The following is a 25,344-nucleotide window of genomic DNA, read 5'->3' on the forward strand; positions in this document are numbered from 1 at the left end:
CTATTAATTATTACTATACTTCACTATACGAACTAGGGGGATAGGAATGGATTTTCACACTAAAAAATGGTTATGTAAGCAATATAATTTAAATAGTCTTATGAAAGTTTCATTATTGCATGGAGGAGAAAATCAGACATATATATTCGAATCGGAAAAAAATAAATTTGTAGTTAGGCAGTATAGAGGAGGACGTTATACAGCCGAGCAAATAGAGGCTGAAATACACTGGTTAATAGCGATACAAAAACAAATGTTAGTGCCAGAAGTAGTTGTAAATAAAAGTGGTGGTTGGGTCACATCTGTTAAGAAAGATGTGGGAAGTATCCAGTATTTTGTTGTCTTTAGGTTTATAAGCGGAAGTGAAATTTTAGAACCAAAGGATAAAGATTATGAAAAGCTTGGATCATTAATGCGAATGTTTCATGAAAAAACAAATGGAGTGCTCAAAAGAATGCCGCAAACTTGGAGAGGTTATGAAAGGCCTATATATAGCGAGAAAAAGACAATTCACGAGCCTTTACAACGTTTATTACATACTTCGTTTTTATCTTATGCGGAAAAAAATAAATGCTTGAGAATTGCAGAAAGAATACAAGAACTTACAAATTCAACTCAACTAGGAGAAAAACAATTTGTTCATGGCGATATGCATTTTGGCAATGTTCTTGTAGATGAAGAGGATTGGTATTTACTCGATTTTGATGAGTGTGGATTTGGGTATAAAGAGTTTGATATTGGTGTTCCAAGATTGCATTTAATTGCTTCGGGACAGTTAGAAGAAGTGTGGGGGAACTTCATGATGGGATATGGGGAAAATATTTCGGAAGCAGCCATTCGACTTGGGACCGCTTCAAGAATCTTTTATATGGCCGGAAAAATACCATTAAGACTTGATATTGAACCGATTAAAAAGAATCCCGGAAGTTTTATTCGGCGATATATTCAGTATGTTGAAGAAGAATTGTGTGGTGAGACAATTGTCTGATTAAAAAACAGAATATTAATTTAATTAGATCCTAGACTATGTTATAATTAAATTGTAAGAAAATGGATTTTCGAAAGGTGGTACGCATTATGTCATCAGAAGTGCTCTTTTTTGGTAGTATCGCACTATTTTACTTTCTTGTGATGATACCGCTTCAATATTTATACTTACAAGGATTACATGAAAAAAAGAAAAAAACAGGTTTATCTCAGCGAGAACTATATGAAAAAATGTCTTTTGAAGAAGAACAATTACATTTTCACGTACAAGGCAACCCGTTTAATATACCTTCTGCTTTTGTTGCATATATGATTTTGAAAGTTAGAGGACGTAAAAAAGCATCACAATGTTGATGCTTTTTTACGTTGCTTCATAGCCTTCTGCTTCTTTAACTGCTAATGGTAAGAAATGTTTATATTGGCGAAATCCATTAAATACACTTGCACTACCAAATAGAACAAATAAGACACCAACGATAATACGAGCGGTTGAAAGTTCTAAAAAGAATTGATTTATCCCGAAGAATAAGACGAATGAACCGAGTGCCATTGCAGATTTTCCGGAGAGCCAACCTTTCTCCATTGGGCGGCTTGTACGAAAGTATTTTGTTTTGTAGAAGAGATACAACATAAATGAGACGATAATACAGAAGACTAATACTGGCATAATACACACTCCCATCGCTTTGTGAAAAATAATAGTGGAGAAAAAAGAAATATCTAAACTTTCTAACTTTTATTATAAAGCAATTGTTCGCATGTATGAAATACTTTCCGTTATAATGAAGGATAAAGTGAAACTTTAATTAGTGTGAGGGTGTTTCCGCGCGCTAATGATTAGCCCGCACAAATTGGGCTTTTACTGCACGTTAATGCGGAATAAAGTGAAGAAGTTGAATAAAAAGGAGATTATACATATGCATGAGCAAATTTTAGGAGCAATTAAAGAGTTTGATACGATTATTATTCATCGTCACGTACGTCCAGATCCAGATGCACTAGGTTCACAGGGCGGTCTTAGTACAATTCTACAAGAATCGTTTCCAGAGAAAAATATTTATACGGTTGGGTACAATGAACCGTCACTAGCATACTTACGAGTAATGGATGATATTGAAGATAGTGTATATGAAAATGCACTTGTTATCGTTTGTGATACTGCGAATCAAGAACGTGTTGACGATCAACGCTATACAAAAGGGAAGATGTTAATCAAAATTGATCATCATCCAAATGAAGATCCATATGGAGATATTACGTGGGTAGATACGACAGCAAGTTCTACAAGTGAAATGATTTATGAGTTTTACAGTTATGGAAAAGATAAAGGATTACAGATAACAAAAGAAGCTGCTCGCCTTATCTTAGCAGGAATTGTTGGAGATACAGGACGTTTCTTATTCCCGAATACAACAGCAAAAACACTTCGTTACGTAAGTGAGCTTGTTGATATGGGTGTGAAATTCACAGATTTATACAATGAAATGTATAAGACGAAAGAAAAGATTGCTCGTTTAAACGGTTATATTTTACAGAATTTTACGATGGTAGAAGAAGGAGCAGCTTACATTAAATTAACGAAAGAAGTATTAGAAGAATTTGATGTACTTCCTTCTGAGGCATCCGGCGTTGTTGGAGCACTTGGTAATATTGATGGATTAAAGGCATGGGTTCTATTTTTAGAGGAAGACGATGTGATTCGTGTTCGCCTTCGTTCAAAAGGACCAGTTATAAATAAATTAGCAATGCAATATAACGGCGGAGGACATCCGATGGCTTCAGGTGCAAAAGCATCTTCTTGGGAAGAAGCGGATCGTCTATTTGCTGATTTACGTGAGATTTGTAAATAAGAAATTATATGTTAGAACGAAAAGAAGGAGTGGCGCTAAAGCCCTCCTTCTTTATTTTTCTTTCTCTATCGTAATGCTAATTTCAAGCACGGTATCAAAAGATATTGTATCGACTTTAAAACGGTATAGCCGATCGTAATGTTTGTACGTCTTGTTTTCGATTACCTTTTTGAGTAGGTCTTTATTTTTTGCGATACTTTGTATGTTTTTCGTTAAAAGATGCTGGAGGTCATTATGGATAGATGTAGTCATATTTTCGAGTGTAAGATTGTCTAAATCGTATTTTTCTCGATTTATAAGTTTTATTTTAATCTCTTGAATGGTTAAGAGCCGTTTATTTTCAGTATTCAATTTTTCTTGATCTTCGAGAAGGACGTGGAGCTTTGCTTCTTGTTTTTCTATAATTTCTCTTTGTTCTGCTATTTTACTAGCTTGTTCTTCTTGAAAAACACCGTATATGTACAAAAAAATAAACCAGCTCAACACGCCTCCAACAGCAGCGCCAGCTAAAACTAAATACCATCTTTTTGCTGTATTGGCACTTGGTACTCTCATACATGTTCCTGCGTTAGCCATTTAATAATAATAAGACCGGTTTGCATACCACCCGTTGCGAAAAAAATAAGGAGAATTTGTTTTACGATATCTTTCATATCCCCGCCAAAGAAACTTCTTTCAAAGCTATAAAAGGTATCAAATGTTCCGCCAATCGCTGCAACGAGTGCCCAAATCCTTAAATTTTGGGCGAATTGATTAATGTAAGTTAGAGTTGGTTTTCCGATAAGAAATGCACCAAATCCACCAATTAATGAACCGCCAAGTATAACCCCAAAGGCAATAAAATAACTAATAATAAGCAGAGAGAAAAAAGTATGTTCTCTTACATCCATCGTCATTCCCCTTTCTTCTTCATATATATGGACAAAGTATAAGAAGTATGTTTTGATTTCCGCTTTCCTCTTCACCTATAATAAAAGTAGTCAAATAGGTAAAGAGAGGGTACAACAGTGAAGTTTGTGCATTTACAATGTCAAACCGTTTTTAGTTTATTAAAAAGTGCTTGTAAAATTGATGAGCTTGTAGTCAGGGCGAAAGAGCTCGGCTACTCATCGTTGGCAATTACGGATGAAAATGTTATGTATGGCGTTATTCCGTTTTATAAAGCATGTAAGAAACATGGTATACAGCCTATTATCGGCTTAACAGCTTCTATCTTTAGTGAAGAAGAAGAAAAGTCTTATCCGCTTGTCTTACTCGCTGAAAATGAAATAGGTTATCAAAATTTATTAAAGATTTCTAGTAGTATTATGACGAAGTCAAAAGAAGGTATTCCGAAAAAGTGGCTTGCGCATTATGCGAAAGGTTTAATTGCAATTTCACCAGGTAAAGATGGGGAAATTGAACAATTATTATTAGAAGACAAAGAAAATCAGGCTGAAGAAGTAGCTCGCGCATATCAAAATATGTTCGGCAATTTTTATATGAGTTTGCAGCATCATGCGATTCAAGATGAACTGCTTCTGCAAGAGAAATTACCTGAATTTATGATTAGGATAAATGTTCCAGTCGTTGCAACAAACGATATACGCTACATTAATCAAAGTGACGCACTTGTTCATGAATGTTTATTATCTGTTGAAAGTGGAACGAAAATGACAGATCCAGATAGACCGAGGCTGAAAACAGATCAATATTATTTAAAATCATCAGATGAAATGGAAGCTCTATTTTCTCACGTAGAAGAAGCGATTTATAACACAGTAGAAATTGCAGAACGTTGCAGAGTAGAAATACCGTTTCATGTAAATCAATTACCGAAATTCCCTGTTCCATCTAACGAGACGAATGATATGTATTTACGCCGCGTTTGTGAAGAAGGGTTGCAGAAACGTTATGGTACGCCGAAAGAAGTACATATAAAGCGTTTGAATCATGAATTAAACGTAATTTCTAGTATGGGATTTAGTGATTATTTCCTCATCGTATGGGATTTTATGAAGTATGCGCATGAAAATCATATTTTAACAGGACCAGGCCGTGGATCGGCAGCTGGCTCACTCGTTTCTTATGTATTAGAAATTACAGATATAGATCCAATTGAATACGATCTATTATTTGAAAGATTTTTAAACCCAGAACGTGTGACACTTCCAGATATTGATATCGATTTTCCGGATATAAGACGTGATGAGATGATTCGATATGTGAAAGATAAATATGGTCAGCTTCGTGTTGCGCAAATTGTAACGTTCGGGACGCTTGCAGCGAAAGCGGCAATTAGAGATATTGCGCGTGTAATGGGGCTTCCGCCGCGAGATATTGACATATTCTCAAAACTTATCCCATCAAAGCTTGGTATAACGTTAAAAGATGCATATGAGGAATCGCATTCACTCCGTGAGTTTATACAAGGGAATCTTCTGCATGAGCGTGTATTTGAAATTGCAAAACGTGTAGAAGGCTTACCACGTCATACGTCTATTCATGCGGCCGGTGTTATTATGAGCCAAGAGCCGTTAACCGGAAGTGTTGCAATTCAAGAAGGACATAACGATGTGTATGTTACACAATACCCAGCTGATGCATTAGAAGAACTTGGATTGCTCAAGATGGACTTTTTAGGCTTACGTAATTTAACGTTACTTGAAAATATTATAAAGTTTATCGTGCAAAAAACAGGGAAAGAAATCGATATAAGAAATTTACCACTTCAAGATGAAAAGACATTCCAATTGTTAGGTAGAGGGGATACAACAGGTGTATTCCAGCTTGAATCAGGTGGTATGCGAAATGTACTTCGCGGGTTAAAACCGAATGAATTTGAAGATATTGTCGCTGTTAACTCGTTATATAGACCAGGACCGATGGAACAAATTCCGACCTTTATTGAATCAAAGCACGGAAAAAGACAAATTGAATATTTACATCCGGATTTAAAGCCGATTTTAGAAAGAACATACGGTGTAATTGTATACCAAGAACAAATTATGCAAATTGCGTCGAAGCTAGCGGGATTCTCGCTCGGAGAAGCAGACTTATTACGCCGTGCGGTGAGTAAAAAAAATCGTGATATTTTAGATCAGGAACGTAAGCATTTTGTGCAAGGTTGTTTACAAAATGGTTATGATGAGACATCTGCGGAGAAAATTTATGATTTGATTGTAAGATTTGCGAATTACGGTTTTAACCGAAGTCATGCTGTAGCCTACAGTATGATTGGGTATCAGCTTGCCTACTTAAAAGCGAATTATACGCTGGAATTTATGACGGCACTACTATCAAGTGCAATTGGAAATGAAGATAAGATTGTGCAGTATATACGAGAAACGAAGCGTAAAGGTTTTCACGTTTTGCCGCCGTCTCTTCAAAGAAGTGGTTACAATTTCCAAATAGAAGGCAATGCGATACGTTACAGCTTACTTTCCATTCGAAATATCGGAATGGCTACAGTGACAGCACTACTCGAAGAACGAGAGAAAAAAATGTTTGAAGATTTATTTGAATTTTGTCTTCGCATGCCATCGAAGTTTGTAACAGAGCGAAATTTAGAGGCTTTCGTCTGGTCTGGATGTTTTGATGATTTTGGTGTTTCGAGAACAAATTTATGGAAAAGCCTTAAAGGAGCGTTAGAGTACGCAAATCTTGCACGTGATTTAGGAGATGCAGTTCCAAAATCAAAATATGTGCAAGGAGAAGAGCTCTCTTTTATTGAACAGTTAAATAAAGAAAAGGAAGCACTAGGTTTTTATTTATCAAGCTATCCGACAGCGCAGTATGTGAAGTTAGCGAAAGAATTAGAAATTCCATCTCTCGCTCAGGCGATGCGACATAAGAAAAAAGTACAAAGAGCTATTGTATATATAACAAGCGTGAGAGTGATTCGTACGAAAAAGTTGCAAAAGATGGCGTTTATTACATTTTGTGATCAAAATGATGAAATGGAAGCAGTTCTTTTCCCCGAAACGTATATACATTTCTCAGATAAGTTACAAGAAGGAGCAATTGTTTTAGTTGACGGTATGATTGAGCTTAGAAATCATAAGTTGCAATGGATTGTAAATGGACTATATCCGTTAGAAGAAATGGATGTGTATGAGGAAAAGAAAGATGCGTCTGTTTACGTGAAATTGCCGTCTCAGTATGAGAAAAAGCTTTTGAATCAGGTTACTAAAATATTGTTTGACTATTCAGGTTTTGCGAAAGTACTAATTTATTATGAAAAGGAACATAAAATGGTACAATTATCTCGAAGTTTATCGATTCATCCAAGTGAAGAATGTTTAGGAGCACTTCGTGAAATTGTCGGGGGAGAAAATGTGGTTGTGAAAATATAATGGACAATTTCCCTACACTTCGATTATTATAGTAGTAGTGTTCGTGGTCAGACCACTTGGAGAAATTGATATCAGCTAGAATAATTTGAGGAGAGTGGATAGTTTGTCAACACTTCGTGAAGAAGCACTTCACATGCATAAAGTGCATCAAGGAAAATTAGAAACTGTATCAAAAGTAAAAGTAGAAAATGCAAAAGATTTAAGTCTTGCATATTCTCCAGGGGTTGCAGAACCTTGTAAAGAAATTTATGACGATAAAAGTAAGGTATATGAATATACGATGAAGGGAAATATGGTAGCAGTTGTGACTGATGGAACGGCTGTACTTGGTCTTGGTAACATTGGACCTGAAGCATCTCTTCCAGTAATGGAAGGTAAAGCTGTATTATTCAAGAGCTTTGCTGGTGTAGATGCATTCCCGATTGCCTTAAATACAAACGATGTAGATAAAATTGTTGAAACTGTAAAATTAATGGAGCCAACTTTTGGCGGCGTTAACTTAGAGGATATCGCAGCACCAAACTGCTTCATTATTGAAGAACGTTTGAAAAAAGAAACAAATATTCCTATCTTCCATGATGATCAACACGGAACAGCTATCGTAACAGTAGCGGGTCTTGTGAACGCGCTAAAATTAGTTGGAAAGAAAATGTCTGACATTAAAGTTGTCGCAAATGGCGCGGGTGCAGCAGGTATTGCAATTATTAAACTTTTATATCGCTATGGTGTACGCGACATTATTATGTGTGACCGTAAAGGGGCAATCTATGATGGTCGTCCTACAGGTATGAATCCGGTGAAGGATGAAGTTGCAAAATATACAAATAAGAATCGTATCGAAGGTTCTTTAGCTGATGTTGTACAAGGTGCGGACGTATTCATTGGTGTATCTGCAGAAGGTGCATTAACAGAAGAGATGGTTCGTACAATGAATGACGATGCAATTATTTTTGCAATGGCGAATCCAGTTCCAGAAATTATGCCAGAATTGGCAAAAGCAGCGGGCGCAGCTGTTGTTGGAACGGGTCGTTCTGACTTTGCGAACCAAGTAAATAATGTACTAGCGTTCCCTGGTATTTTCCGTGGTGCACTTGACGTACATGCGACACAAATTAACGAAGAAATGAAGATGGCAGCTGTACAGGCTATTGCTGAGCTTGTAGCAGAAGATGAGTTAAATGCAGACTATATCATTCCAGCACCGTTTGACGCGCGTGTGGCGCCTCAAGTGGCAGCTTACGTTGCGAAAGCGGCAATGGAAACAGGAGTAGCTCGCCGTCAAGTAGATCCAAATGAGGTTGCTGAGAAAACAAAACAATTAGCGCTGATTGGTAAAGAATAAGCGAGGAATTTCCATTGACATCATCAAACACAAAAGTATATCTCGAAATTGTAAAAAAGATTCGTTCCATTATGGAAGAGGATGGATTGGTAGCGGGGGATCGTTTGCCGTCTGAGCGTGAGTTAAGTTCACGTTTAAATGTAGGGCGTTCCTCTGTAAGAGAAGCGTTGCGTGCTTTAGAACTTGTAGGATTGATTGAAACGAGACGTGGTGAAGGGACGTTTATTCGAAACTTTTACGATAACGGTCTTGTACAATTGATTGCTCCGTTCTTGCTGCAAGATGAGAAAACAATTCGTGATTTATTACAAACAAAACGTTTGCTCGAGAAAGACATGATTCGAATTGTATGTAATTTACCGAAAGAAACGTTTTCTAAAGTGCTAAGTAAATTACATCAAGTACTTGAAGAAAATGAAAACTCAATTCCGACGCTTCATCAAACGTTCTTTAAAACACTTATTGAACAAGTCGATAATTATTTACTATATCGCATTTGGATGATCGTAAATGATTACGTAGCAACTCTTTCTTGTAAAGTTTCAGGAGATTCTATCGATATGTATAGAAAGCTTTATGCTACTTTGGAAGAAAAACAAGAAAATGATGCACTAAAAATTTACGATGAATTAGTAGAGAATATACAGTTTCACTCGTAATGTATAAAATTTGTCGAAATGACCATGACACGTTATGACAAACATTCTATCGCGTAGCGGTTAAAGTTAAACGTAAAGAGTGAGGTTATTAGACAGATTGAGAAGATAAGGCTAACATCAAACTTTGGTGTTAGCCCAATTTTCTTCTTACGCTAACCTTAGCTCTCAACGAAGGGGGTCAAATTGTGCTAAGAGATTTATTCGTGAAAAAGAAAAAGTACGCTGCAATACCTTCAGAACAAGTACGAAAAGATGTACCAGATGGCGTTATGACAAAATGTCCGAAATGTAAAAAAATCATGTATACGAAAGAACTTCTAAAAAATTTAAAAGTATGTGTGAATTGTGGATATCATCATCCTATGAATGCATGGGAACGTCTTGATAGTATATTGGACGAAGGGTCATTCCGTGAGTATGACAAAGAAATGGTTTCATTAAATCCACTCGAGTTTCCAGATTATGAAGAGAAACTAGAGAGCGATCGTAAGAAGACTGAATTGAACGAAGCGGTTGTAACTGGTGAAGGAACAATTGATGACATGCTTGTTGTTGTTGCAGTAATGGATTCTCGTTTTCGAATGGGGAGCATGGGCTCTGTTGTAGGAGAAAAAATTGCCCGTGCGGTTGAAAAGGCATACGACTTACAAGTTCCATTTATTATCTTTACTGCTTCGGGTGGTGCCCGTATGCAAGAAGGGATATTAAGTTTAATGCAAATGGCAAAAACAAGCGTAGCTTTGAAAAAGCATAGTAATGCAGGAGGATTATTTATTTCTGTTATGACTCATCCAACGACGGGCGGGGTTTCAGCGAGTTTCGCTTCACTTGGTGATTATAATCTTGCAGAACCAGGGGCACTGATCGGATTTGCTGGTAGACGTGTAATTGAACAAACTGTGCGTGAGAAACTACCGGAAGATTTCCAAACGGCAGAATTCTTACTAGAACATGGTCAATTAGATGCGGTGGTACATCGTGATGATATGAGAGAATCGCTTCGTAAGATTTTAGAAGTTCATCAAGGAGGGGAAATGGCTGTATGGCAGAGCTAGAATTTGAGAAACCAGTTGTTGAGCTAAGAAATAAGATTCGTGAACTGAAAGACTATACGAAAAACAGCCAGATGGACTTCAGTGAGGAGATTCGTATTTTGGAAGACAAGCTAGAAAATTTAGAGGAAGATATATACGGCAATATGAAAGTATGGGACCGTGTTCAAATTGCTCGTCATGCTGAACGACCGACAACGCTCGATTATATTGAGCACTTATTTACTGATTTTTTTGAATGTCATGGAGATCGTCTATTTGGCGATGATGCAGCGATTGTCGGCGGCATTGCGAAATATAAAGGGATGCCTGTAACTGTAATTGGGCATCAACGCGGAAAAGATACGAAAGAAAATATTCGCCGTAATTTTGGGATGCCTCATCCAGAAGGATATCGAAAAGCATTACGTTTAATGAAGCAGGCCGAAAAGTTCAATCGTCCAATTATTTGTTTTATTGATACGAAAGGAGCTTATCCTGGTAAAGCTGCTGAAGAACGTGGTCAAAGTGAAGCTATCGCCCGCAATTTATTTGAAATGGCAGGCTTAACGGTACCTGTTATTTGTATCGTTATTGGTGAAGGTGGTAGTGGTGGTGCACTAGGTCTTGGAGTAGGAGATTACATTCATATGCTAGAAAATTCCACTTATTCTGTTATTACACCAGAGGGTGCAGCGGCAATTCTTTGGAAAGACGCAGGAAAAGCAAAGGAAGCTGCAGAGGCGATGAGAATTACAGCAGCGGATTTGAAAGAATTAGGTGTAATTGACGAAATTATTCCAGAGACAAAAGGTGGAGCGCACCGTAATGTTTTGAAACAGTCAGAAAATATAGACTTAATGATTAGAAAAACTTTTGAACAATTAAACGGAATTTCGAAAGATGAATTAATCGAAAAACGTTATGAAAAATATATGAAAATTGGGCAAGTTTCGTTTTCAAACGCTTCCATTGGGATAAAATAAGAAAAGCGTGCGTTCCTCTTCGCGAATGCACGTTTTTATTATGAAAAGACACATCTTCTCCATTGTGTTTTTATATTTTTTCGTGTTATTTTATTATAAGGCAAATAATCTTTATGAGGTGAGTACAAATGAAACGTATTGGTGTATTAACAAGTGGTGGAGATTCACCTGGTATGAATGCTGCCATTCGTGCAGTTGTTCGTAAAGCGATTTTCCATGATATTGAAGTATATGGTATTTACCATGGATACGCTGGATTAATTTCTGGTCACATTGAAAAATTAGAACTAGGTTCTGTTGGCGATATTATCCACCGTGGTGGTACGAAATTATATACAGCAAGATGTCCTGAGTTTAAAGACCCAGAAGTACGACTAAAAGGTATCGAGCAATTAAAGAAACACGGTATCGAAGGACTTGTTGTTATTGGTGGAGATGGTTCTTACCAAGGCGCTAAAAAATTAACTGAACAAGGATTCCCATGTGTTGGTGTACCAGGTACAATCGACAATGATATCCCTGGAACAGACTTCACAATTGGTTTTGATACAGCTTTAAATACTGTTATTGATGCAATTGATAAAATCCGTGACACAGCTACATCTCATGAACGTACATATGTTATCGAAGTAATGGGACGTCACGCTGGTGATATCGCATTATGGGCTGGTTTAGCTGATGGTGCAGAAACAATCTTAATTCCAGAAGAAGAGTATGACATGGAAGATGTTATTGCTCGTCTGAAGCGTGGTAGTGAACGTGGTAAAAAACACAGTATTATCGTTGTAGCTGAAGGTGTTGGAAGTGCAATTGACATCGGTAAGCACATTGAAGAAGCAACAAACTTTGATACTCGCGTAACCGTATTAGGTCACGTACAACGTGGTGGATCACCAAGTGCACAAGACCGTGTATTAGCAAGTCGTCTTGGTGCAAGAGCAGTTGAATTATTAATTGCTGGTAAAGGTGGACGTTGTGTAGGTATTCAAGATAACAAACTTGTTGATCATGACATTATCGAAGCGTTAGCTCAAAAGCATACAATCGATAAAGATATGTATCAATTATCTAAAGAATTATCCATCTAATCGGCTTAATGTCGGATATTTGGGAACGGTTTCATAATTTTCGGAGGTGCAATATGCGTAAAACTAAAATTGTATGTACTATAGGTCCTGCTAGTGAAAGTATTGAGAAATTAGAACAATTAATCGAAGCTGGTATGAACGTTGCTCGTTTAAACTTCTCTCATGGTAGCCATGAAGAGCACGGCGCTCGTATTAAAAACATTCGTGAAGCTTCAAAGAAAACTGGTAAAACAGTTGGTATCTTACTTGATACAAAAGGTCCAGAAATCCGTACTCACGACTTCGTAGACGGACAAGCTGAGCTTGTAACAGGTGCAGAAGTAGTTCTTTCTACTGAGCAAGTATTAGGTACTGCAGAGAAGTTCTCTGTATCTTATGCTGGTCTTTATGACGATGTAGACCCAGGTTCTCGTATTCTAATCGATGACGGTCTTATCGAACTAGAAGTAATCGAAAAAGCTGACGGAAACATCCGTACAAAAGTTCTTAACAGTGGAACTGTAAAAAATAAAAAAGGTGTTAACGTACCAAACGTAAGCATTAAGCTTCCTGGTATCACTGAAAAAGACGTAAAAGATATCATCTTCGGTATCGAGCAAAAAGTTGATTTCATCGCAGCTTCATTCGTTCGTAAGGCATCTGACGTATTAGAAATCCGCGAATTATTAGAAGAGCATAACGCTCAATACATCCAAATCGTACCAAAAATCGAAAACCAAGAAGGTATCGATAATATCGATTCAATCTTAGAAGTTTCTGACGGTTTAATGGTAGCTCGTGGTGACATGGGTGTAGAAATTCCACCAGAAGAAGTACCATTAGTACAAAAACGTCTAATCAAAAAATGTAATGTGTTAGGTAAACCAGTTATTACTGCGACACAAATGTTAGATTCTATGCAACGTAACCCACGTCCAACTCGTGCGGAAGCAAGTGACGTAGCTAACGCGATCTTCGATGGTACAGATGCAATCATGCTTTCAGGTGAAACAGCTGCTGGACAATACCCAGTAGAAGCAGTAACGATGATGGCTAACATTGCAGTACGTGTTGAAAAATCATTACAATATGAAGATATGTTCAAAAAACGTATTAAAGAGTTCACTCCAACAATTACAGATGCAATTAGCCAATCTGTTGCGCATACAGCACTTGCTCTTGATGTAGCTGCAATCGTAGCTCCAACAGAAAGTGGATATACTGCGAAAATGATCTCTAAATATCGTCCAAAATCTCCAATCGTTGCTGTAACATCTGACGAGCAAGTAGGACGTCGTCTTGCACTTGTGTGGGGTGTACAAGCATTTATGGCTGGGAAGCGCGCAGCTTCTACTGACGAAATGTTAGATACAGCAATTCAAACAGGTATGGATGCAGGTCTAATCGGACTTGGAGACACTGTTGTAATCACTGCTGGTGTTCCGGTTGCTGAAACTGGTACAACAAACTTAATGAAAATCCACGTTGTTGGTGAAGAAGTTGCTAAAGGACAAGGAATCGGACGTAAAGCTGCAAAAGGTAAAGTAGTTGTAGCAAAAACAGCTGCTGAAGCTGTAGCGAACGTAAACGAAGGTGATATCCTTGTTACAACAAGTACTGATAAAGATATGATTCCTGCAATCGAAAAAGCTGCTGCTCTAGTTGTAGAAGAAGGCGGTCTAACAAGCCATGCTGCTGTTGTAGGCGTATCGATCGGTATTCCTGTTATCGTTGGTGTAAACGGCGTAACCGCAACTTTAAAAAATGGCCAAGAAGTAACAGTTGATGCAGCGCGCGGAATTGTTTATAATGGACATGCGGAAGTGCTATAAGTAATACGAAGAGAAGGATCGGAGTCCTTCTCTTTTTTTTACACAAAAATAAGTTATAACTAGCTTGAAACGCCTGAAATTGCTTTAAAAAGCTGTTTACTATGAGTTTGATACGGAAATATATTAGGTTTTTACATGGTGTGTACGGGCGTTGTGAAGGTGTTTAAAATGATGATATATGGGAGGAGTGTAGAACTGTGAAATGGTTACTATTCTTGTTTATTTTAATACCGGCGATTGAGATTACAGTCTTAATTGGATCAAGTCATGTAATAGGTTTATGGTCTACGTTCGCTATGATTGTATTTACGGGTGTTGTAGGTGTCTATTTAGCGAAAAGGCAAGGGTTTAAAGTGCTTGGAGAGATTCAATCTAAGCTAAATAGAGGAGAAATGCCAGGAGGGGCGGTGCTAGATGGTATTTTTATCTTTGTAGGAGGTATTCTTTTAGTGCTTCCTGGATATGTAACGGATATAATGGGTTTTATCTTTGTTATTCCTGTGACGAGGGCTTTGTTGAAACCGTTTGTTATGAAGTGGATGGAATGGAAGTTTAGAAAGAACTCTACTATTATTGTGCAGAAATAGTACTTAGATCATAGCGATCTAAGTACTATTTTTTTGCTTGCAAAAGGGTGAGAGGTTGGTCAAAGTTCTGTTAATTAAAGTTTTACTTTATTATATGTACTGTGTATTTATGTGATTTAAGGGTTTAGTGGCTCGTACTGAGTGTGTTGTAGGAAGATCTTTCTGAACTAAAGCTTATTTTTGAGTATAAAATGAATCAATTGGTATGGAAAAAGTTAGATAAGAGTAGGGAATTGTTAGTTTAAGTCTTATTCTGTGTTACTTTGTATATTTATTCATTTACATAAAAAGTAATAAATGTAAGTAATAATTATAAAAAAAATAGAATGAATATGTAAAAATACCTCGAAATATGTGTTTTTATGCAAAAAAACAAGAGGATTATCCTTTTGTTGGTAAATCCTCTTGTTGTATGTAATGAGTGTGAAAAATAAGTACAAGGAATAATCAGTGGGAATTTCCCACTGATTACATGTAAGTTTTTTGTTGTATATGAATTAGAAACTATTATTTTGAAGGTGAGCCTTTAATATATTTCCACAAATCATGGAAGACACGAGCTTTGTGCAATGTATTAAGTAGTACTAAGATGACTGGACCGATGATTAATCCTAAAAAGCCAAAGAGCTTAAAGCCGACAAATAGAGCGATCAGTGTTGCTAATGGATCGAGGCCGATATTAGATGAAAGTACTTTAGGCTCCATAATTTGTCTTTGGACAATCACGACGATGTATAAAATGAGAAGACCGATGGCGAAAGCCGTGTCGCCAGTGAAAAATACGTATATAACCCAAGGAACGAAGACAGCTCCTGTTCCTAAATACGGAAGTAAATCTACAACTCCTGTAATAATCGCGATAGTAATGGCGTATGGCACGCGTAATATTAAAAGTCCGATTAGTACAATAACAGTTGTCATAGATACGAGTGTAAGTTGCGCTTTAACAAAACCAAATAAAGCTTTTCTTAAATCGACAAAAATAGTCTTTCCGTAGCCGTGAACACGGTTGGGTAAAAATTTTCTTACTTTCTGAGCAAGACGGTGCCAATCGTAACTAATGAAGAAAGTGGCTAATAAAATGAATACAAGGACAGTCAAAGTTGTTGGTAATGCGCTGATGAAATTTGTTAAACCACTTATAATAGCTGATAAAAGTTCTTTCATTTGCGTCGTTGCTTCGGTTCCTAAGTTTTGAATGTTTTGTGTAATCGTATAGCGCTGTGGTTCCCCAAGATGATTAAATTTAGAGATTAAATCATCGTAGAGAGGCATAATATGATTAAGTGCAAACTGCTGAGCGAAGGTAACGATATCTGGAAACTTTACTGTAACGAGTTGTAGTAAGTATGTTGTGGCAGATATTGCTTCCGTTACAAGGTATGTAACGAGTCCAACGATAGCTCCGAATACGAGAATTAAGCTAACGAGTACTGCGAGTGCGCGAGGAAATTGTAGTTTTTGATTAAGGAAATTGACGACAGGATTAATCAAATAAGCAAATGCGAAAGCGATAATAAAAGGGTAGATAAGTCCTGACATATATAGTAATGCATAGAACCCCACTACTGTCGCTACAATGACAAATATGAGTCGCAATATCATATATAGTAAGTTTCGATTCAAAGATGTATACCTCCCATTCCAATTTGGATTATCCTAATTCGTTCAACTTATAACGAGTGTGACGCACTGATTAAAGTTTCACTTTACCCCGCTATTTGCGGGCAAGTAAATCTCATACCCGAAGTGTGGCTGGATCAAAGGAGTTAGATGGAGATAAACTGCCCGTAAAAGCCCGATTGATTCAACTAATAATCAGTGGAAAATGCCCCACTGATTAAAGTTTCACTTTATGTTATAGTGGAATGATGGATTTTCCTGCTTTTTCAGTACGTGAGTGACTGTAAAAGCTTGGTGTTGATGTTTCTGCTATATGGTAAAAACTTCATTTTCTCTTCTTTTTATTTTACCTGTTTCTTATTAGAAAAGAAAGAAGAGACGACCGTTTTCAAACATGTATACATGCTTTAATTTTTTGGGTGAAAGTATCGGTTTTGTATTTTAAAATACATAAAAAATGGAAGGTGTTATTGATAAATAGGCATCCGTATATCATGTATAACGATAGGTTTAAAGGTATTTTTGTTTGGAAATGAGTTCATTATTTTCAGAAAGGAAGTGCAGACATGATTAGTCAGTCAACGTTATTTTTATTCATACTACTTATTATAGGACTTATTGCGAAAAATCAATCGCTTACTGTAGCTATTGGTGTGCTATTTTTATTAAAATTTACGTTTCTGGGAGATAAAGTCTTTCCTTACCTACAAACGAAAGGGATTAACCTCGGTGTTACGGTTATTACAATAGCGGTACTCGTACCGATTGCAACGGGGGAAATAGGTTTTAAACAACTTGGAGAAGCAGCGAAGTCGTATTATGCATGGATTGCTTTAGCTTCAGGGGTAGCGGTTGCTTTGTTAGCGAAAGGCGGCGTGCAATTATTGACGACGGATCCTCATATTACAACTGCGCTCGTTTTCGGGACAATTATAGCGGTTGCTTTATTTAATGGGGTTGCTGTAGGGCCATTAATTGGGGCTGGAATTGCCTATGCAGTTATGAGTATTATACAGATGTTTAAATAAGGAATTTTATAGTAATATAAAAATTTTGAATTCTTTCTGTTCACAAAAGTCAGATAATTGTTTATAATAGGATTAGAAACTTTGAAAAGTTACATAACAGCAGAGACTTTACACCAGATAAAATAAAAACAACATAAAACAAATGATATTGTTTTATGTTGTTTTTATCATAAAACTCTTCGGAATTAATTTTCCTCACTAACTGTTTATAATAGGATTAGAAACTTTGAAAAGTTACATAACAGCAGAGACTTTACACCAGATAAAATAAAAACAACATAAAACAATTTTATAATGATATTGTTTTATGTTGTTTTTATCATAAAACTCTTCGGAATTAATTTTCCTCACTAACTTGTTGTTTTGAGCGTGAGGATTCGGGGAGACATTCACGCTCATGCTTTCCATGTAGACAATGGACAATAAGAGGGGAACATCGCAACAAATTTGCATGATCGTGCATTTTGCTTGCCTAAAGAGTGAACGGGCGTTCATAATTCAAAAGGGGAGCAAATAGATATAAGGAGCAAGGTTGGGAGAATTTTCAGGAAAAGGAGAGAATGTCATGACTGTTATTCGAGGTTTAGAAGGGGTAGTAGCAACAACATCATCTGTGAGCTCTATTATTGATGATACATTAACTTATGTTGGGTATAATATTGATGATTTAGCTGAGAATGCTACGTTTGAAGAAGTAGTGTACTTATTATGGCACCGCAAGCTTCCTAATGAAAAAGAACTAGCGGAATTTAATGAAATTGTATCTGAATACTATAAAGTTCCAGGTGAGATTTTAACATATTTGAAACAAGTAGATTTAAAAATCGCACATCCGATGTCTGTTTTACGAACTGCAATTTCCATGCTATCATTATACGATGAGAGCGCTGAAATTATGGATGAAAAGTCCAATTATTTGAAAGCGGTTAAATTGCAGGCACAAGTGGGAACTTTAGTTGCTGCTTACGCGAGGATTCGTAAAGGTTTAGATCTTGTTGAGCCTAGAAACGATTTATCATTAGCTGCAAACTTCTTGTACATGTTAAATGATCGCGAGCCAAATGAAGTTGAAATTGAAGCTTTTGATAAGGCGCTCGTACTTCATGCAGATCATGAGTTAAACGCTTCTACATTTACTGCACGCGTTTGTGTAGCTACACTTTCAGATGTGTATTCTGGTATTACAGCAGCAATCGGTGCGTTAAAAGGTCCTCTTCACGGCGGGGCAAATGAAAATGTAATGAAGATGTTAACTGAAATTGGCGAAGAAGAAAATGTAGAATCATATATTCATAATGCTCTTCAAAATAAAGTGAAAATTATGGGCTTTGGCCACCGTGTATATGAGCAGGGTGATCCGCGTGCAAAACATTTACGCGAAATGTCTAAGAGATTATGCGTGCTTTTAGGAGAAGAGAAATGGTATAATATGTCTATCAAAATTGAAGACATTGTAACAAAAGAAAAAGGTCTTCCACCAAATGTTGATTTCTATTCAGCTTCTGTATACCATTGTTTAGGAATTGACCATGACTTATTTACACCTATTTTTGCAATTAGCCGTATGTCAGGCTGGTTAGCTCATATTCTAGAACAATATGAAAACAACCGTTTAATCCGTCCGCGTGCTGATTATAATGGACCAACACATCAAGTGTATGTTCCAATTGCACAACGATAAGCGAATAACACTATTTTGATAGTGAAAATACGCTTTCAAAAGTCTGATTTTTTCGGAAAGATGTAATGATTAGAATATTTTAATTTGACTAACGGTTTGAACTGAGGGGTTATTCCCTCAGTTTCATACATATGAAATTTCAAACATGGGGGTTATCACATTGACGACAGGTGAAAAAATTACTGTAACTAATGGTGTTATGAATGTACCAAACAATCCGATTATTCCATTTATCGAAGGAGATGGAATTGGTCCTGATATTTGGGCAGCTGCATCTCGTGTACTAGAAGCAGCAGTTGAAAAAGCTTATGATGGTGAGAAGAAAATCGTTTGGAAAGAAGTGCTTGCAGGGGAAAAAGCATTCAACCAAACAGGCGAGTGGTTACCAGAAGAAACTTTAAATTTAATTCGTGAATATTTAATCGCGATTAAAGGTCCACTTACAACTCCAGTTGGCGGTGGTATTCGTTCTCTAAACGTAGCACTTCGTCAAGAATTAGATTTATATGTATGTCTACGTCCAGTTCGTTATTTTGAAGGTGTTCCTTCACCTGTAAAACGTCCGGAAGATACTGATATGGTTATTTTCCGTGAAAATACAGAAGACATTTATGCTGGAATTGAATATGCACAAGGATCTCCAGAAGCAGAAAAAGTTCTTGCTTTCTTAAAAGAAGCAATGGGTGTTAATAAAATCCGCTTCCCAGAAACATCTGGTATTGGTATTAAACCAATCTCAGAAGAAGGGACAAAGCGTCTTGTTCGTGCTGCAATTCAATATGCAATTAACGAAAAACGCTCTTCTGTTACATTAGTTCATAAAGGAAACATTATGAAATTTACAGAAGGTGCTTTCAAAAACTGGGGTTACGAAGTAGCGGAACAAGAATTCGGCGACAAAGTATTTACTTGGGCTGAATATGATCGCATCGTTGAGAAAGATGGTAAAGATGCAGCGAATAAAGCGATGGCAGACGCTGAAGTGGCTGGAAAAATCATCGTAAAAGATTCTATTGCAGACATCTTCTTACAACAAATTTTAACTCGTCCACGTGAGTTCGATGTTGTTGCAACAATGAACTTAAACGGAGACTACATCTCTGATGCACTTGCTGCACAAGTAGGTGGAATTGGTATTGCACCTGGTGCAAATATTAACTATGTGACTGGACATGCTATCTTTGAAGCTACGCACGGTACAGCTCCGAAATATGCAGGTTTAGATAAAGTAAACCCATCTTCGGTTCTTCTTTCTGGTGTATTATTATTAGAGCACTTAGGATGGAACGAAGCTGCGAAATTAGTAACTGCTTCAGTTGAGAAAACAATTGCTTCAAAAGTAGTAACTTATGATTTCGCACGCTTAATGGAAGGTGCAACAGAAGTGAAATGTTCTGAGTTCGCTAATGAACTTATTAAAAACATGGATGTAGCGATAATCAAAAACGCATAATTAAAGCGGGGGGTAAATTATGACAATCAAACGCAAGAAAGTTTCAGTCATCGGTGCAGGATTTACAGGAGCAACAACAGCATTCTTATTAGCACAAAAAGAACTTGCAGATGTTGTATTAGTGGACATTCCACAACTGGAAAATCCAACAAAAGGGAAAGCGTTAGATATGTTAGAAGCGAGCCCAGTACAAGGTTTTGATGCTAACATTATTGGAACATCTGATTACGAAGATACTGCTGATTCTGACGTTGTCGTTATTACAGCAGGTATTGCACGTAAGCCTGGTATGAGCCGTGATGATTTAGTAGCAACAAACTCTAAAATTATGAAAAGTATTACGCGCGACATTGCAAAACATTCACCAAATGCGATTATTGTTGTATTAACAAATCCAGTTGATGCAATGACATATTCTGTATTTAAAGAAGCAGGATTCCCGAAAGAGCGTGTTATTGGTCAATCGGGCGTATTAGATACAGCTCGTTTCCGTACATTTATCGCGCAAGAATTAAATCTTTCTGTGAAAGACATTACAGGATTTGTTCTTGGAGGACACGGTGACGATATGGTACCTCTTGTACGTTATTCTTACGCAGGTGGCATTCCGTTAGAAACGTTAATTCCGAAAGAGCGTTTAGAAGCAATCGTAGAACGTACCCGTAAAGGTGGCGGCGAGATTGTAGGCTTATTAGGAAACGGTAGTGCATATTACGCACCAGCTGCTTCTTTAGTTGAAATGACAGAAGCAATCTTGAAAGATCAACGCCGTGTATTACCGGCTATTGCGTACCTTGAAGGTGAATATGGTTATAGTGACCTTTACTTAGGAGTACCAGTAATTCTAGGTGGTAACGGAATTGAAAAAATTATTGAATTAGAACTTCTTGCAGATGAAAAAGAAGCGTTAGACCGCTCTGTAGAATCTGTACGTAATGTTATGAAGGTTCTTGTTTAATAATTAAATATAAGCGGAAAAAGATTCGGGGCCCCGAATCTTTTTCTACTATTTATTGAAATGTTTTTTTGAAATAATATGAAAACGCTATCATTTGTAATATCCTATAATGAAACTATAGATTTATACTATACATTGCCCTCATCATAGTAAATTTCGGATAAGGTATCGCTTTTAGTAGGATAATAAGGTGAAAAAATCGGAGGGGGTTGTAACATGTTAAAGAAAAAAGTTCAAATTGGTCGTAAAATGGATGAAATTACAGTAGGAGAGAAATTATCTATCACTGAAAAAATTGAGGATAAAGATTTGTTATTGTACTTAGGGTTAACGAATGATGCCAATCCATTATATATTCAGCATGATTACGCATCCCAAACTCCGTATGAAAAGCCGATTGTACCAAGCATTATGCTAACTGGAATGATTACAACGGCAGTTACGAAATATTTACCAGGTCCAGGTAGTCATATTACGAGAAAGGACCTTACATTCGTGAAGCATGTTCACCATTATGAAACGTTACAAATCCATTTTGAAGTTGTGGCTGTTTCTGAGGAGGAACATACAATTGATATGCTTGTATCTGCTCATGATGAAAAAGGAGAAACGGTTGTAAAGGGTTCATTAACAGTAACGCCGCCTTTCAAATCAGTTTCTATTATGGAAAAAGCATTAGATAATTTTTAAAACATGAAAATATGAATAGCGCTAGCATACCTTTTATAAGGGGGCTAGCGCTATTTTTAGTTGAAGAATCCTTCGGCGAACCCTTCAGCGAAATCTGAACACCCCGTTTTAATCGTATCCCAGCTTGGGGCGTTGAGTGTAAGAATACACGTTACTATTAAAGATAGAATAGGTAGTACTAGTCGCATCATAGACCTCCATATTATTAATATTTATATATTTAATTAAATATATATAAATTGTTAATATAAGTCAATGGAAGGAGTGATTTTTAAGATGAGATGGAAAGGAGAAGACGTTATCTTTGAAACGATAAGAGAAGCTGGAGTGTGGGCTGATTCAATTGCGAATGAAATGTACGGAAGGGTATTTAATGGATATGAAACACCGGATTATAAAATAGCATATGCTCTTTCATTTTTCCTAGGACAAGTGGGAGAGTTTGTAGTTCATACGGAAAAAGACTTAAAAAAAGATAGATGTATCTATAAATTCTGGGTAACCACTTGATAACTGAGGGGAACGCAATTATGGAATAACGATAGCACAATCTGAATCCATGAATAGACAATTATATTGAGAGGGACCTTGTTTTCTAGTATGATGAGAATAACGGGGAAAATACTAGGATGAAGAAGGTTTCAAGTCTATAACTTGGAGGAAAAGAATGAACAATCGTATTTTAGTAGTTGATGATGAGGAGTTTATCTTAACTTTAATCGAATTTAATTTACAACAAGCTGGTTTTGAAGTAATAACAGCGATGGATGGTGAGATGGCGCTTCAGAAAGCGACAACAGAACGTCCGGATTTAATTATATTAGATTTAATGCTTCCAAAAATGGATGGTATGGAAGTGTGTAAAGAATTACGATTGCAGCGTATTATGACGCCGATTTTAATGTTAACAGCAAAAGATGATGAGTTTGATAAGGTGCTAGGTCTTGAACTTGGGGCAGATGATTATATGACGAAGCCATTTAGCCCAAGGGAAGTTGTCGCTCGTGTGAAGGCGATTTTGCGTCGTACAAAATTACAACAAGAAGAGCAAGTTGCAGAAACGTCAGATGAAGAGAGTATCATGATTGCTGAACTTAAAATTTTACCAGAGTTTTATGAGGCTTATTTCCAAGGAAGAAAGCTTGAATTAACACCAAAAGAATTTGAATTACTTGTTTATCTTGCGAAAAATAAAAGTCGCGTATTGACACGTGATCAATTATTAAGTGCTGTATGGAATTATGATTTTGCTGGTGATACACGAATTGTTGACGTTCATATTAGCCATTTGCGCGATAAAATTGAACAAAATACGAAAAAACCGACGTACATTAAAACGATACGTGGTTTAGGATATAAATTAGAGGAGCCAAAAGGGGATGAATAAATTTCGTTCCAGGCTTCTTTTTACATTTGTTTCTCTTATTGTGTTTATTTTAGTCGGACTCGGTTTATTGTTAGAAACCGTGTTTGAAAACTACTATATAGATCATGCGAAAGAGAGAATGGTAAAAGAGACAGAGTATGTTGCGGTATTAGCAGAAGAACAAGGTTTTGATGATGTTTTAAAAAATCCATATGTATTTGAAAAGTTAGAAGAAAAAATACAGGCTTCTATTGTATTTGTAGATGAGAAAAAGAAAGTTCAATATAGCGGGGGAGAACAGTCTGCGTTTAGCCAAGGAATAATTAAAGAACTTTCCTCTGAAACAACAAAGCAAAGAAATAAAGTCATTACGAAAGAAACAGATCAGAATAACGAATTTTACCATGCGGTATTCGTTCAAGATGTAGCAGGGAAACAAGGATACATTTTGGTGAAAAGTACAATTGAGCCATTGAAAGCTGTTCATCAAAAAACGTGGGGATTATTAATTATCGGATTTGTTATCGCTTGTCTTGTCGTTGTATTTTTAGGTATGAAAATTACAGGGCAATATATTAGGCCGATTGAATCCGTTACGAAAGTTGCTATCGAATTAGCGAAGGGCAATTATAAAGCGCGCGCTTATGAAAGTCATTCAGATGAAACGGGAATGTTAAGTAAAGCGATTAATATTTTAGCCCGTAATTTACAAGAGATGACACTTGAGCAAGAAATGCAACAAGATCGTCTGCATACGTTAATTGAAAATATGGGAAGTGGAATGATTTTAATTGATAGCCGCGGTTATATAAACCTTGTAAACCGTTCGTATAAGGAGACCTTCCATGTAACAGATGAAGAATATTTAGATCGATTATATTATGAGTCGTTTCATCACCCGGAAATTATAGAGCTTGTAGAAGAAATCTTTATGACAGAAGTGAAAGTGCGTAAACAAATGTTATTGCCACTTGGAATTGAGCGAAAGCATTTCGAGGTATATGGAGCACCGATTATCGGGACGAACCATGAATGGAAAGGGATTGTCCTTGTATTCCATGACATTACTGAGCTGAAAAAGTTAGAACAAATGAGAAAAGACTTTTTAGCGAATGTTTCTCATGAACTAAAAACGCCGATTACTTCTATTAAAGGTTTTTCAGAAACACTCTTAGACGGTGCTATGAATAATAAAAAATTCTGCGAACATTTCTTGCACATTATTTTAAAAGAAAGTGAACGTATGCAAGGATTAATTGAAGATTTATTAGATTTATCAAAGATTGAGCAACAAGGATTTAAATTAAGTATGGGGACCGTGGATATGAAGGGACTTCTTGAGGACATTCATATGGTGCTTGATAATAAAGCAGGAGAAAAAGAAATCTCTTTACAAGTAAATACGATAAAACGTGTCTCTGTCATCGGAGATCCAAGTCGTTTGCAGCAAATCTTTATTAATTTAATGAATAACGCAATCGTATATACGCCGGCTGGAGGCGTTGTTTCTGTAGAATTAGCAGAAGATAAATATAATGCTTATATAAAAGTATCGGATACTGGAATTGGTATTAGTAAAGATGAAATTCCGCGTATTTTTGAACGCTTTTACCGAGTGGATAAAGCGAGAAGTAGAAATACTGGTGGTACAGGCCTTGGATTATCAATTGTAAAGCATTTAGTAGAGGCACATCACGGTACAATTACAGTGGATAGTGAAGTTGGGGAAGGGACAACATTTACAGTTGTTTTACCAAAATCAGCAACTGAAAAATAGGATGAAGGATGTTTACAATATATTAACAATGGCTTAATTAAATATTAATAAAGCTCTGTTAATATAATACATGAAAACCCCTTCATCCAAGGA

24 protein-coding genes are annotated in these 25,344 nt (G+C 36.7%); 19 read left to right on the forward strand and 5 right to left on the reverse strand.

Annotated elements, in window-relative coordinates:
• The first annotated feature begins 46 nt into the window (after nucleotides 1-46).
• On the forward strand, nucleotides 47-988 hold the full coding sequence (locus tag DN390_RS03725) for a phosphotransferase enzyme family protein (RefSeq protein ID WP_147806639.1): 942 nt from the start codon (nucleotides 47-49) through the stop codon (nucleotides 986-988).
• A gap of 89 nt (nucleotides 989-1,077) precedes the next feature.
• Complete coding sequence (locus DN390_RS03730; RefSeq protein WP_097951999.1) at nucleotides 1,078-1,341, forward strand: DUF3949 domain-containing protein; 264 nt, start codon at nucleotides 1,078-1,080, stop codon at nucleotides 1,339-1,341.
• 7 nt (nucleotides 1,342-1,348) lie between these two features.
• Here the strand turns inward: DN390_RS03730 and DN390_RS03735 are convergent, their stop codons facing one another.
• Nucleotides 1,349-1,654 (reverse strand): YtpI family protein, encoded by a 306-nt coding sequence (locus DN390_RS03735; protein ID WP_063224716.1) that lies wholly within the window; start codon nucleotides 1,652-1,654, stop codon nucleotides 1,349-1,351.
• Between the two features lie 250 nt (nucleotides 1,655-1,904).
• Here DN390_RS03735 and DN390_RS03745 point away from each other — a divergent pair, with 250 nt between their 5' ends.
• Nucleotides 1,905-2,837, forward strand: a complete 933-nt coding sequence (locus DN390_RS03745) for a DHH family phosphoesterase (protein ID WP_097952000.1) — start codon at nucleotides 1,905-1,907, stop codon at nucleotides 2,835-2,837.
• Nucleotides 2,838-2,888: 51 nt separating this feature from the next.
• Here the strand turns inward: DN390_RS03745 and ytrI are convergent, their stop codons facing one another.
• Together ytrI and DN390_RS03755 are read right to left on the reverse strand one after the other, a co-directional pair.
• Nucleotides 2,889-3,392, reverse strand: coding sequence for a sporulation membrane protein YtrI (gene ytrI, locus DN390_RS03750; RefSeq protein WP_001265736.1), 504 nt, complete (start codon nucleotides 3,390-3,392; stop codon nucleotides 2,889-2,891).
• Entirely contained in the window at nucleotides 3,389-3,802 is a 414-nt protein-coding gene (locus DN390_RS03755) for a YtrH family sporulation protein (RefSeq protein WP_002003648.1), read from the reverse strand. Before DN390_RS03755 ends, ytrI begins: the two co-directional genes overlap by 4 nt.
• A gap of 42 nt (nucleotides 3,803-3,844) precedes the next feature.
• Between DN390_RS03755 and dnaE the strand changes: the two genes are divergently transcribed.
• The 8 genes from dnaE (at nucleotide 3,845) to DN390_RS03795 (ending at nucleotide 14,675) form a co-directional block, all read left to right on the forward strand.
• Nucleotides 3,845-7,171, forward strand: coding sequence for a DNA polymerase III subunit alpha (gene dnaE, locus DN390_RS03760; RefSeq protein ID WP_147806640.1), 3,327 nt, complete (start codon nucleotides 3,845-3,847; stop codon nucleotides 7,169-7,171).
• A 133-nt stretch (nucleotides 7,172-7,304) separates the two neighbouring features.
• A complete protein-coding gene (gene ystJ, locus DN390_RS03765; RefSeq protein WP_001970845.1) occupies nucleotides 7,305-8,513 on the forward strand; it encodes an NADP-dependent malic enzyme in 1,209 nt (402 codons plus the stop codon).
• 14 nt (nucleotides 8,514-8,527) lie between these two features.
• On the forward strand, nucleotides 8,528-9,172 hold the full coding sequence (locus DN390_RS03770) for a FadR/GntR family transcriptional regulator (RefSeq protein ID WP_060632502.1): 645 nt from the start codon (nucleotides 8,528-8,530) through the stop codon (nucleotides 9,170-9,172).
• A gap of 185 nt (nucleotides 9,173-9,357) precedes the next feature.
• Nucleotides 9,358-10,227 (forward strand): acetyl-CoA carboxylase, carboxyltransferase subunit beta, encoded by an 870-nt coding sequence (gene accD, locus DN390_RS03775; protein ID WP_060632501.1) that lies wholly within the window; start codon nucleotides 9,358-9,360, stop codon nucleotides 10,225-10,227.
• Entirely contained in the window at nucleotides 10,215-11,189 is a 975-nt protein-coding gene (gene accA, locus DN390_RS03780; protein WP_060632500.1) for an acetyl-CoA carboxylase carboxyl transferase subunit alpha, read from the forward strand. Before accD ends, accA begins: the two co-directional genes overlap by 13 nt.
• 128 nt (nucleotides 11,190-11,317) lie before the next feature.
• The gene (gene pfkA / locus DN390_RS03785) at nucleotides 11,318-12,277 is read left to right on the forward strand and encodes a 6-phosphofructokinase (RefSeq protein WP_000821163.1); all 960 of its coding nucleotides are present in this window, start codon (nucleotides 11,318-11,320) and stop codon (nucleotides 12,275-12,277) included.
• 53 nt (nucleotides 12,278-12,330) lie between these two features.
• Nucleotides 12,331-14,088, forward strand: coding sequence for a pyruvate kinase (pyk, locus tag DN390_RS03790; protein ID WP_060632499.1), 1,758 nt, complete (start codon nucleotides 12,331-12,333; stop codon nucleotides 14,086-14,088).
• A 197-nt stretch (nucleotides 14,089-14,285) separates the two neighbouring features.
• Complete coding sequence (locus tag DN390_RS03795) at nucleotides 14,286-14,675, forward strand: FxsA family protein (protein WP_060632498.1); 390 nt, start codon at nucleotides 14,286-14,288, stop codon at nucleotides 14,673-14,675.
• 507 nt (nucleotides 14,676-15,182) lie between these two features.
• Here the strand turns inward: DN390_RS03795 and ytvI are convergent.
• Nucleotides 15,183-16,301, reverse strand: a complete 1,119-nt coding sequence (gene ytvI, locus DN390_RS03800) for a sporulation integral membrane protein YtvI (RefSeq protein ID WP_147806641.1) — start codon at nucleotides 16,299-16,301, stop codon at nucleotides 15,183-15,185.
• A gap of 563 nt (nucleotides 16,302-16,864) precedes the next feature.
• Between ytvI and DN390_RS03805 the strand changes: the two genes are divergently transcribed.
• From DN390_RS03805 to DN390_RS03830, 5 genes are all read left to right on the forward strand, one after another.
• On the forward strand, nucleotides 16,865-17,326 hold the full coding sequence (locus DN390_RS03805; protein WP_000625507.1) for a DUF441 domain-containing protein: 462 nt from the start codon (nucleotides 16,865-16,867) through the stop codon (nucleotides 17,324-17,326).
• 532 nt (nucleotides 17,327-17,858) lie between these two features.
• A complete protein-coding gene (gene citZ / locus DN390_RS03815; protein WP_140350526.1) occupies nucleotides 17,859-19,007 on the forward strand; it encodes a citrate synthase in 1,149 nt (382 codons plus the stop codon).
• Between the two features lie 160 nt (nucleotides 19,008-19,167).
• Nucleotides 19,168-20,460, forward strand: a complete 1,293-nt coding sequence (gene icd / locus DN390_RS03820; protein ID WP_000206898.1) for an NADP-dependent isocitrate dehydrogenase — start codon at nucleotides 19,168-19,170, stop codon at nucleotides 20,458-20,460.
• A 19-nt stretch (nucleotides 20,461-20,479) separates the two neighbouring features.
• Nucleotides 20,480-21,418 carry a malate dehydrogenase gene (gene mdh, locus DN390_RS03825; protein WP_000153242.1) on the forward strand — a complete coding sequence of 313 codons (939 nt, stop codon included), beginning with the start codon at nucleotides 20,480-20,482 and terminating at the stop codon, nucleotides 21,416-21,418.
• Between the two features lie 216 nt (nucleotides 21,419-21,634).
• Nucleotides 21,635-22,108: a MaoC family dehydratase gene (locus DN390_RS03830; protein ID WP_000914180.1), complete on the forward strand. Its 474-nt coding sequence runs from the start codon at nucleotides 21,635-21,637 to the stop codon at nucleotides 22,106-22,108.
• 56 nt (nucleotides 22,109-22,164) lie between these two features.
• Here DN390_RS03830 and DN390_RS31040 read toward each other — a convergent pair whose 3' ends face one another.
• Nucleotides 22,165-22,296, reverse strand: a complete 132-nt coding sequence (locus DN390_RS31040) for a hypothetical protein (protein ID WP_097952004.1) — start codon at nucleotides 22,294-22,296, stop codon at nucleotides 22,165-22,167.
• Between the two features lie 88 nt (nucleotides 22,297-22,384).
• On the opposite strand from DN390_RS31040, the gene DN390_RS03835 reads away from it, so the two are divergent.
• From DN390_RS03835 to phoR, 3 genes are all read left to right on the forward strand, one after another.
• Nucleotides 22,385-22,618, forward strand: a complete 234-nt coding sequence (locus tag DN390_RS03835; protein WP_147806642.1) for a hypothetical protein — start codon at nucleotides 22,385-22,387, stop codon at nucleotides 22,616-22,618.
• Between the two features lie 157 nt (nucleotides 22,619-22,775).
• Nucleotides 22,776-23,495, forward strand: a complete 720-nt coding sequence (gene phoP, locus DN390_RS03840; protein WP_060632494.1) for a two-component system response regulator PhoP — start codon at nucleotides 22,776-22,778, stop codon at nucleotides 23,493-23,495.
• Entirely contained in the window at nucleotides 23,488-25,251 is a 1,764-nt protein-coding gene (gene phoR / locus DN390_RS03845; protein WP_097952006.1) for a sensory box histidine kinase PhoR, read from the forward strand. The genes phoP and phoR overlap by 8 nt, the downstream gene beginning before the upstream one ends.
• Nucleotides 25,252-25,344 lie beyond the last annotated feature (93 nt).

The sequence above is a fragment of the Bacillus sp. SH7-1 genome, assembly GCF_008042405.1.
Classification (GTDB): domain Bacteria; phylum Bacillota; class Bacilli; order Bacillales; family Bacillaceae_G; genus Bacillus_A; species Bacillus_A thuringiensis_N.

Bases quoted from the DNA above. Each gene is read 5' to 3' on its own strand.
- DN390_RS03730 (WP_097951999.1), top strand. From the start codon at position 1,078: ATGTCATCAGAAGTGCTCTTTTTTGGTAGTATCGCACTATTTTACTTT.
- ytrI (WP_001265736.1), bottom strand. From the start codon at position 3,392: ATGAGAGTACCAAGTGCCAATACAGCAAAAAGATGGTATTTAGTTTTA.
- DN390_RS03725 (WP_147806639.1), top strand. From the start codon at position 47: ATGGATTTTCACACTAAAAAATGGTTATGTAAGCAATATAATTTAAAT.
- mdh (WP_000153242.1), top strand. From the start codon at position 20,480: ATGACAATCAAACGCAAGAAAGTTTCAGTCATCGGTGCAGGATTTACA.
- phoR (WP_097952006.1), top strand. From the start codon at position 23,488: ATGAATAAATTTCGTTCCAGGCTTCTTTTTACATTTGTTTCTCTTATT.
- accA (WP_060632500.1), top strand. From the start codon at position 10,215: ATGGCAGAGCTAGAATTTGAGAAACCAGTTGTTGAGCTAAGAAATAAG.
- DN390_RS03830 (WP_000914180.1), top strand. From the start codon at position 21,635: ATGTTAAAGAAAAAAGTTCAAATTGGTCGTAAAATGGATGAAATTACA.
- pfkA (WP_000821163.1), top strand. From the start codon at position 11,318: ATGAAACGTATTGGTGTATTAACAAGTGGTGGAGATTCACCTGGTATG.
- ystJ (WP_001970845.1), top strand. From the start codon at position 7,305: ATGCATAAAGTGCATCAAGGAAAATTAGAAACTGTATCAAAAGTAAAA.
- phoP (WP_060632494.1), top strand. From the start codon at position 22,776: ATGAACAATCGTATTTTAGTAGTTGATGATGAGGAGTTTATCTTAACT.
- pyk (WP_060632499.1), top strand. From the start codon at position 12,331: ATGCGTAAAACTAAAATTGTATGTACTATAGGTCCTGCTAGTGAAAGT.
- DN390_RS03805 (WP_000625507.1), top strand. From the start codon at position 16,865: ATGATTAGTCAGTCAACGTTATTTTTATTCATACTACTTATTATAGGA.
- DN390_RS03835 (WP_147806642.1), top strand. From the start codon at position 22,385: ATGAGATGGAAAGGAGAAGACGTTATCTTTGAAACGATAAGAGAAGCT.
- DN390_RS31040 (WP_097952004.1), bottom strand. From the start codon at position 22,296: ATGCGACTAGTACTACCTATTCTATCTTTAATAGTAACGTGTATTCTT.
- DN390_RS03735 (WP_063224716.1), bottom strand. From the start codon at position 1,654: ATGCCAGTATTAGTCTTCTGTATTATCGTCTCATTTATGTTGTATCTC.
- DN390_RS03745 (WP_097952000.1), top strand. From the start codon at position 1,905: ATGCATGAGCAAATTTTAGGAGCAATTAAAGAGTTTGATACGATTATT.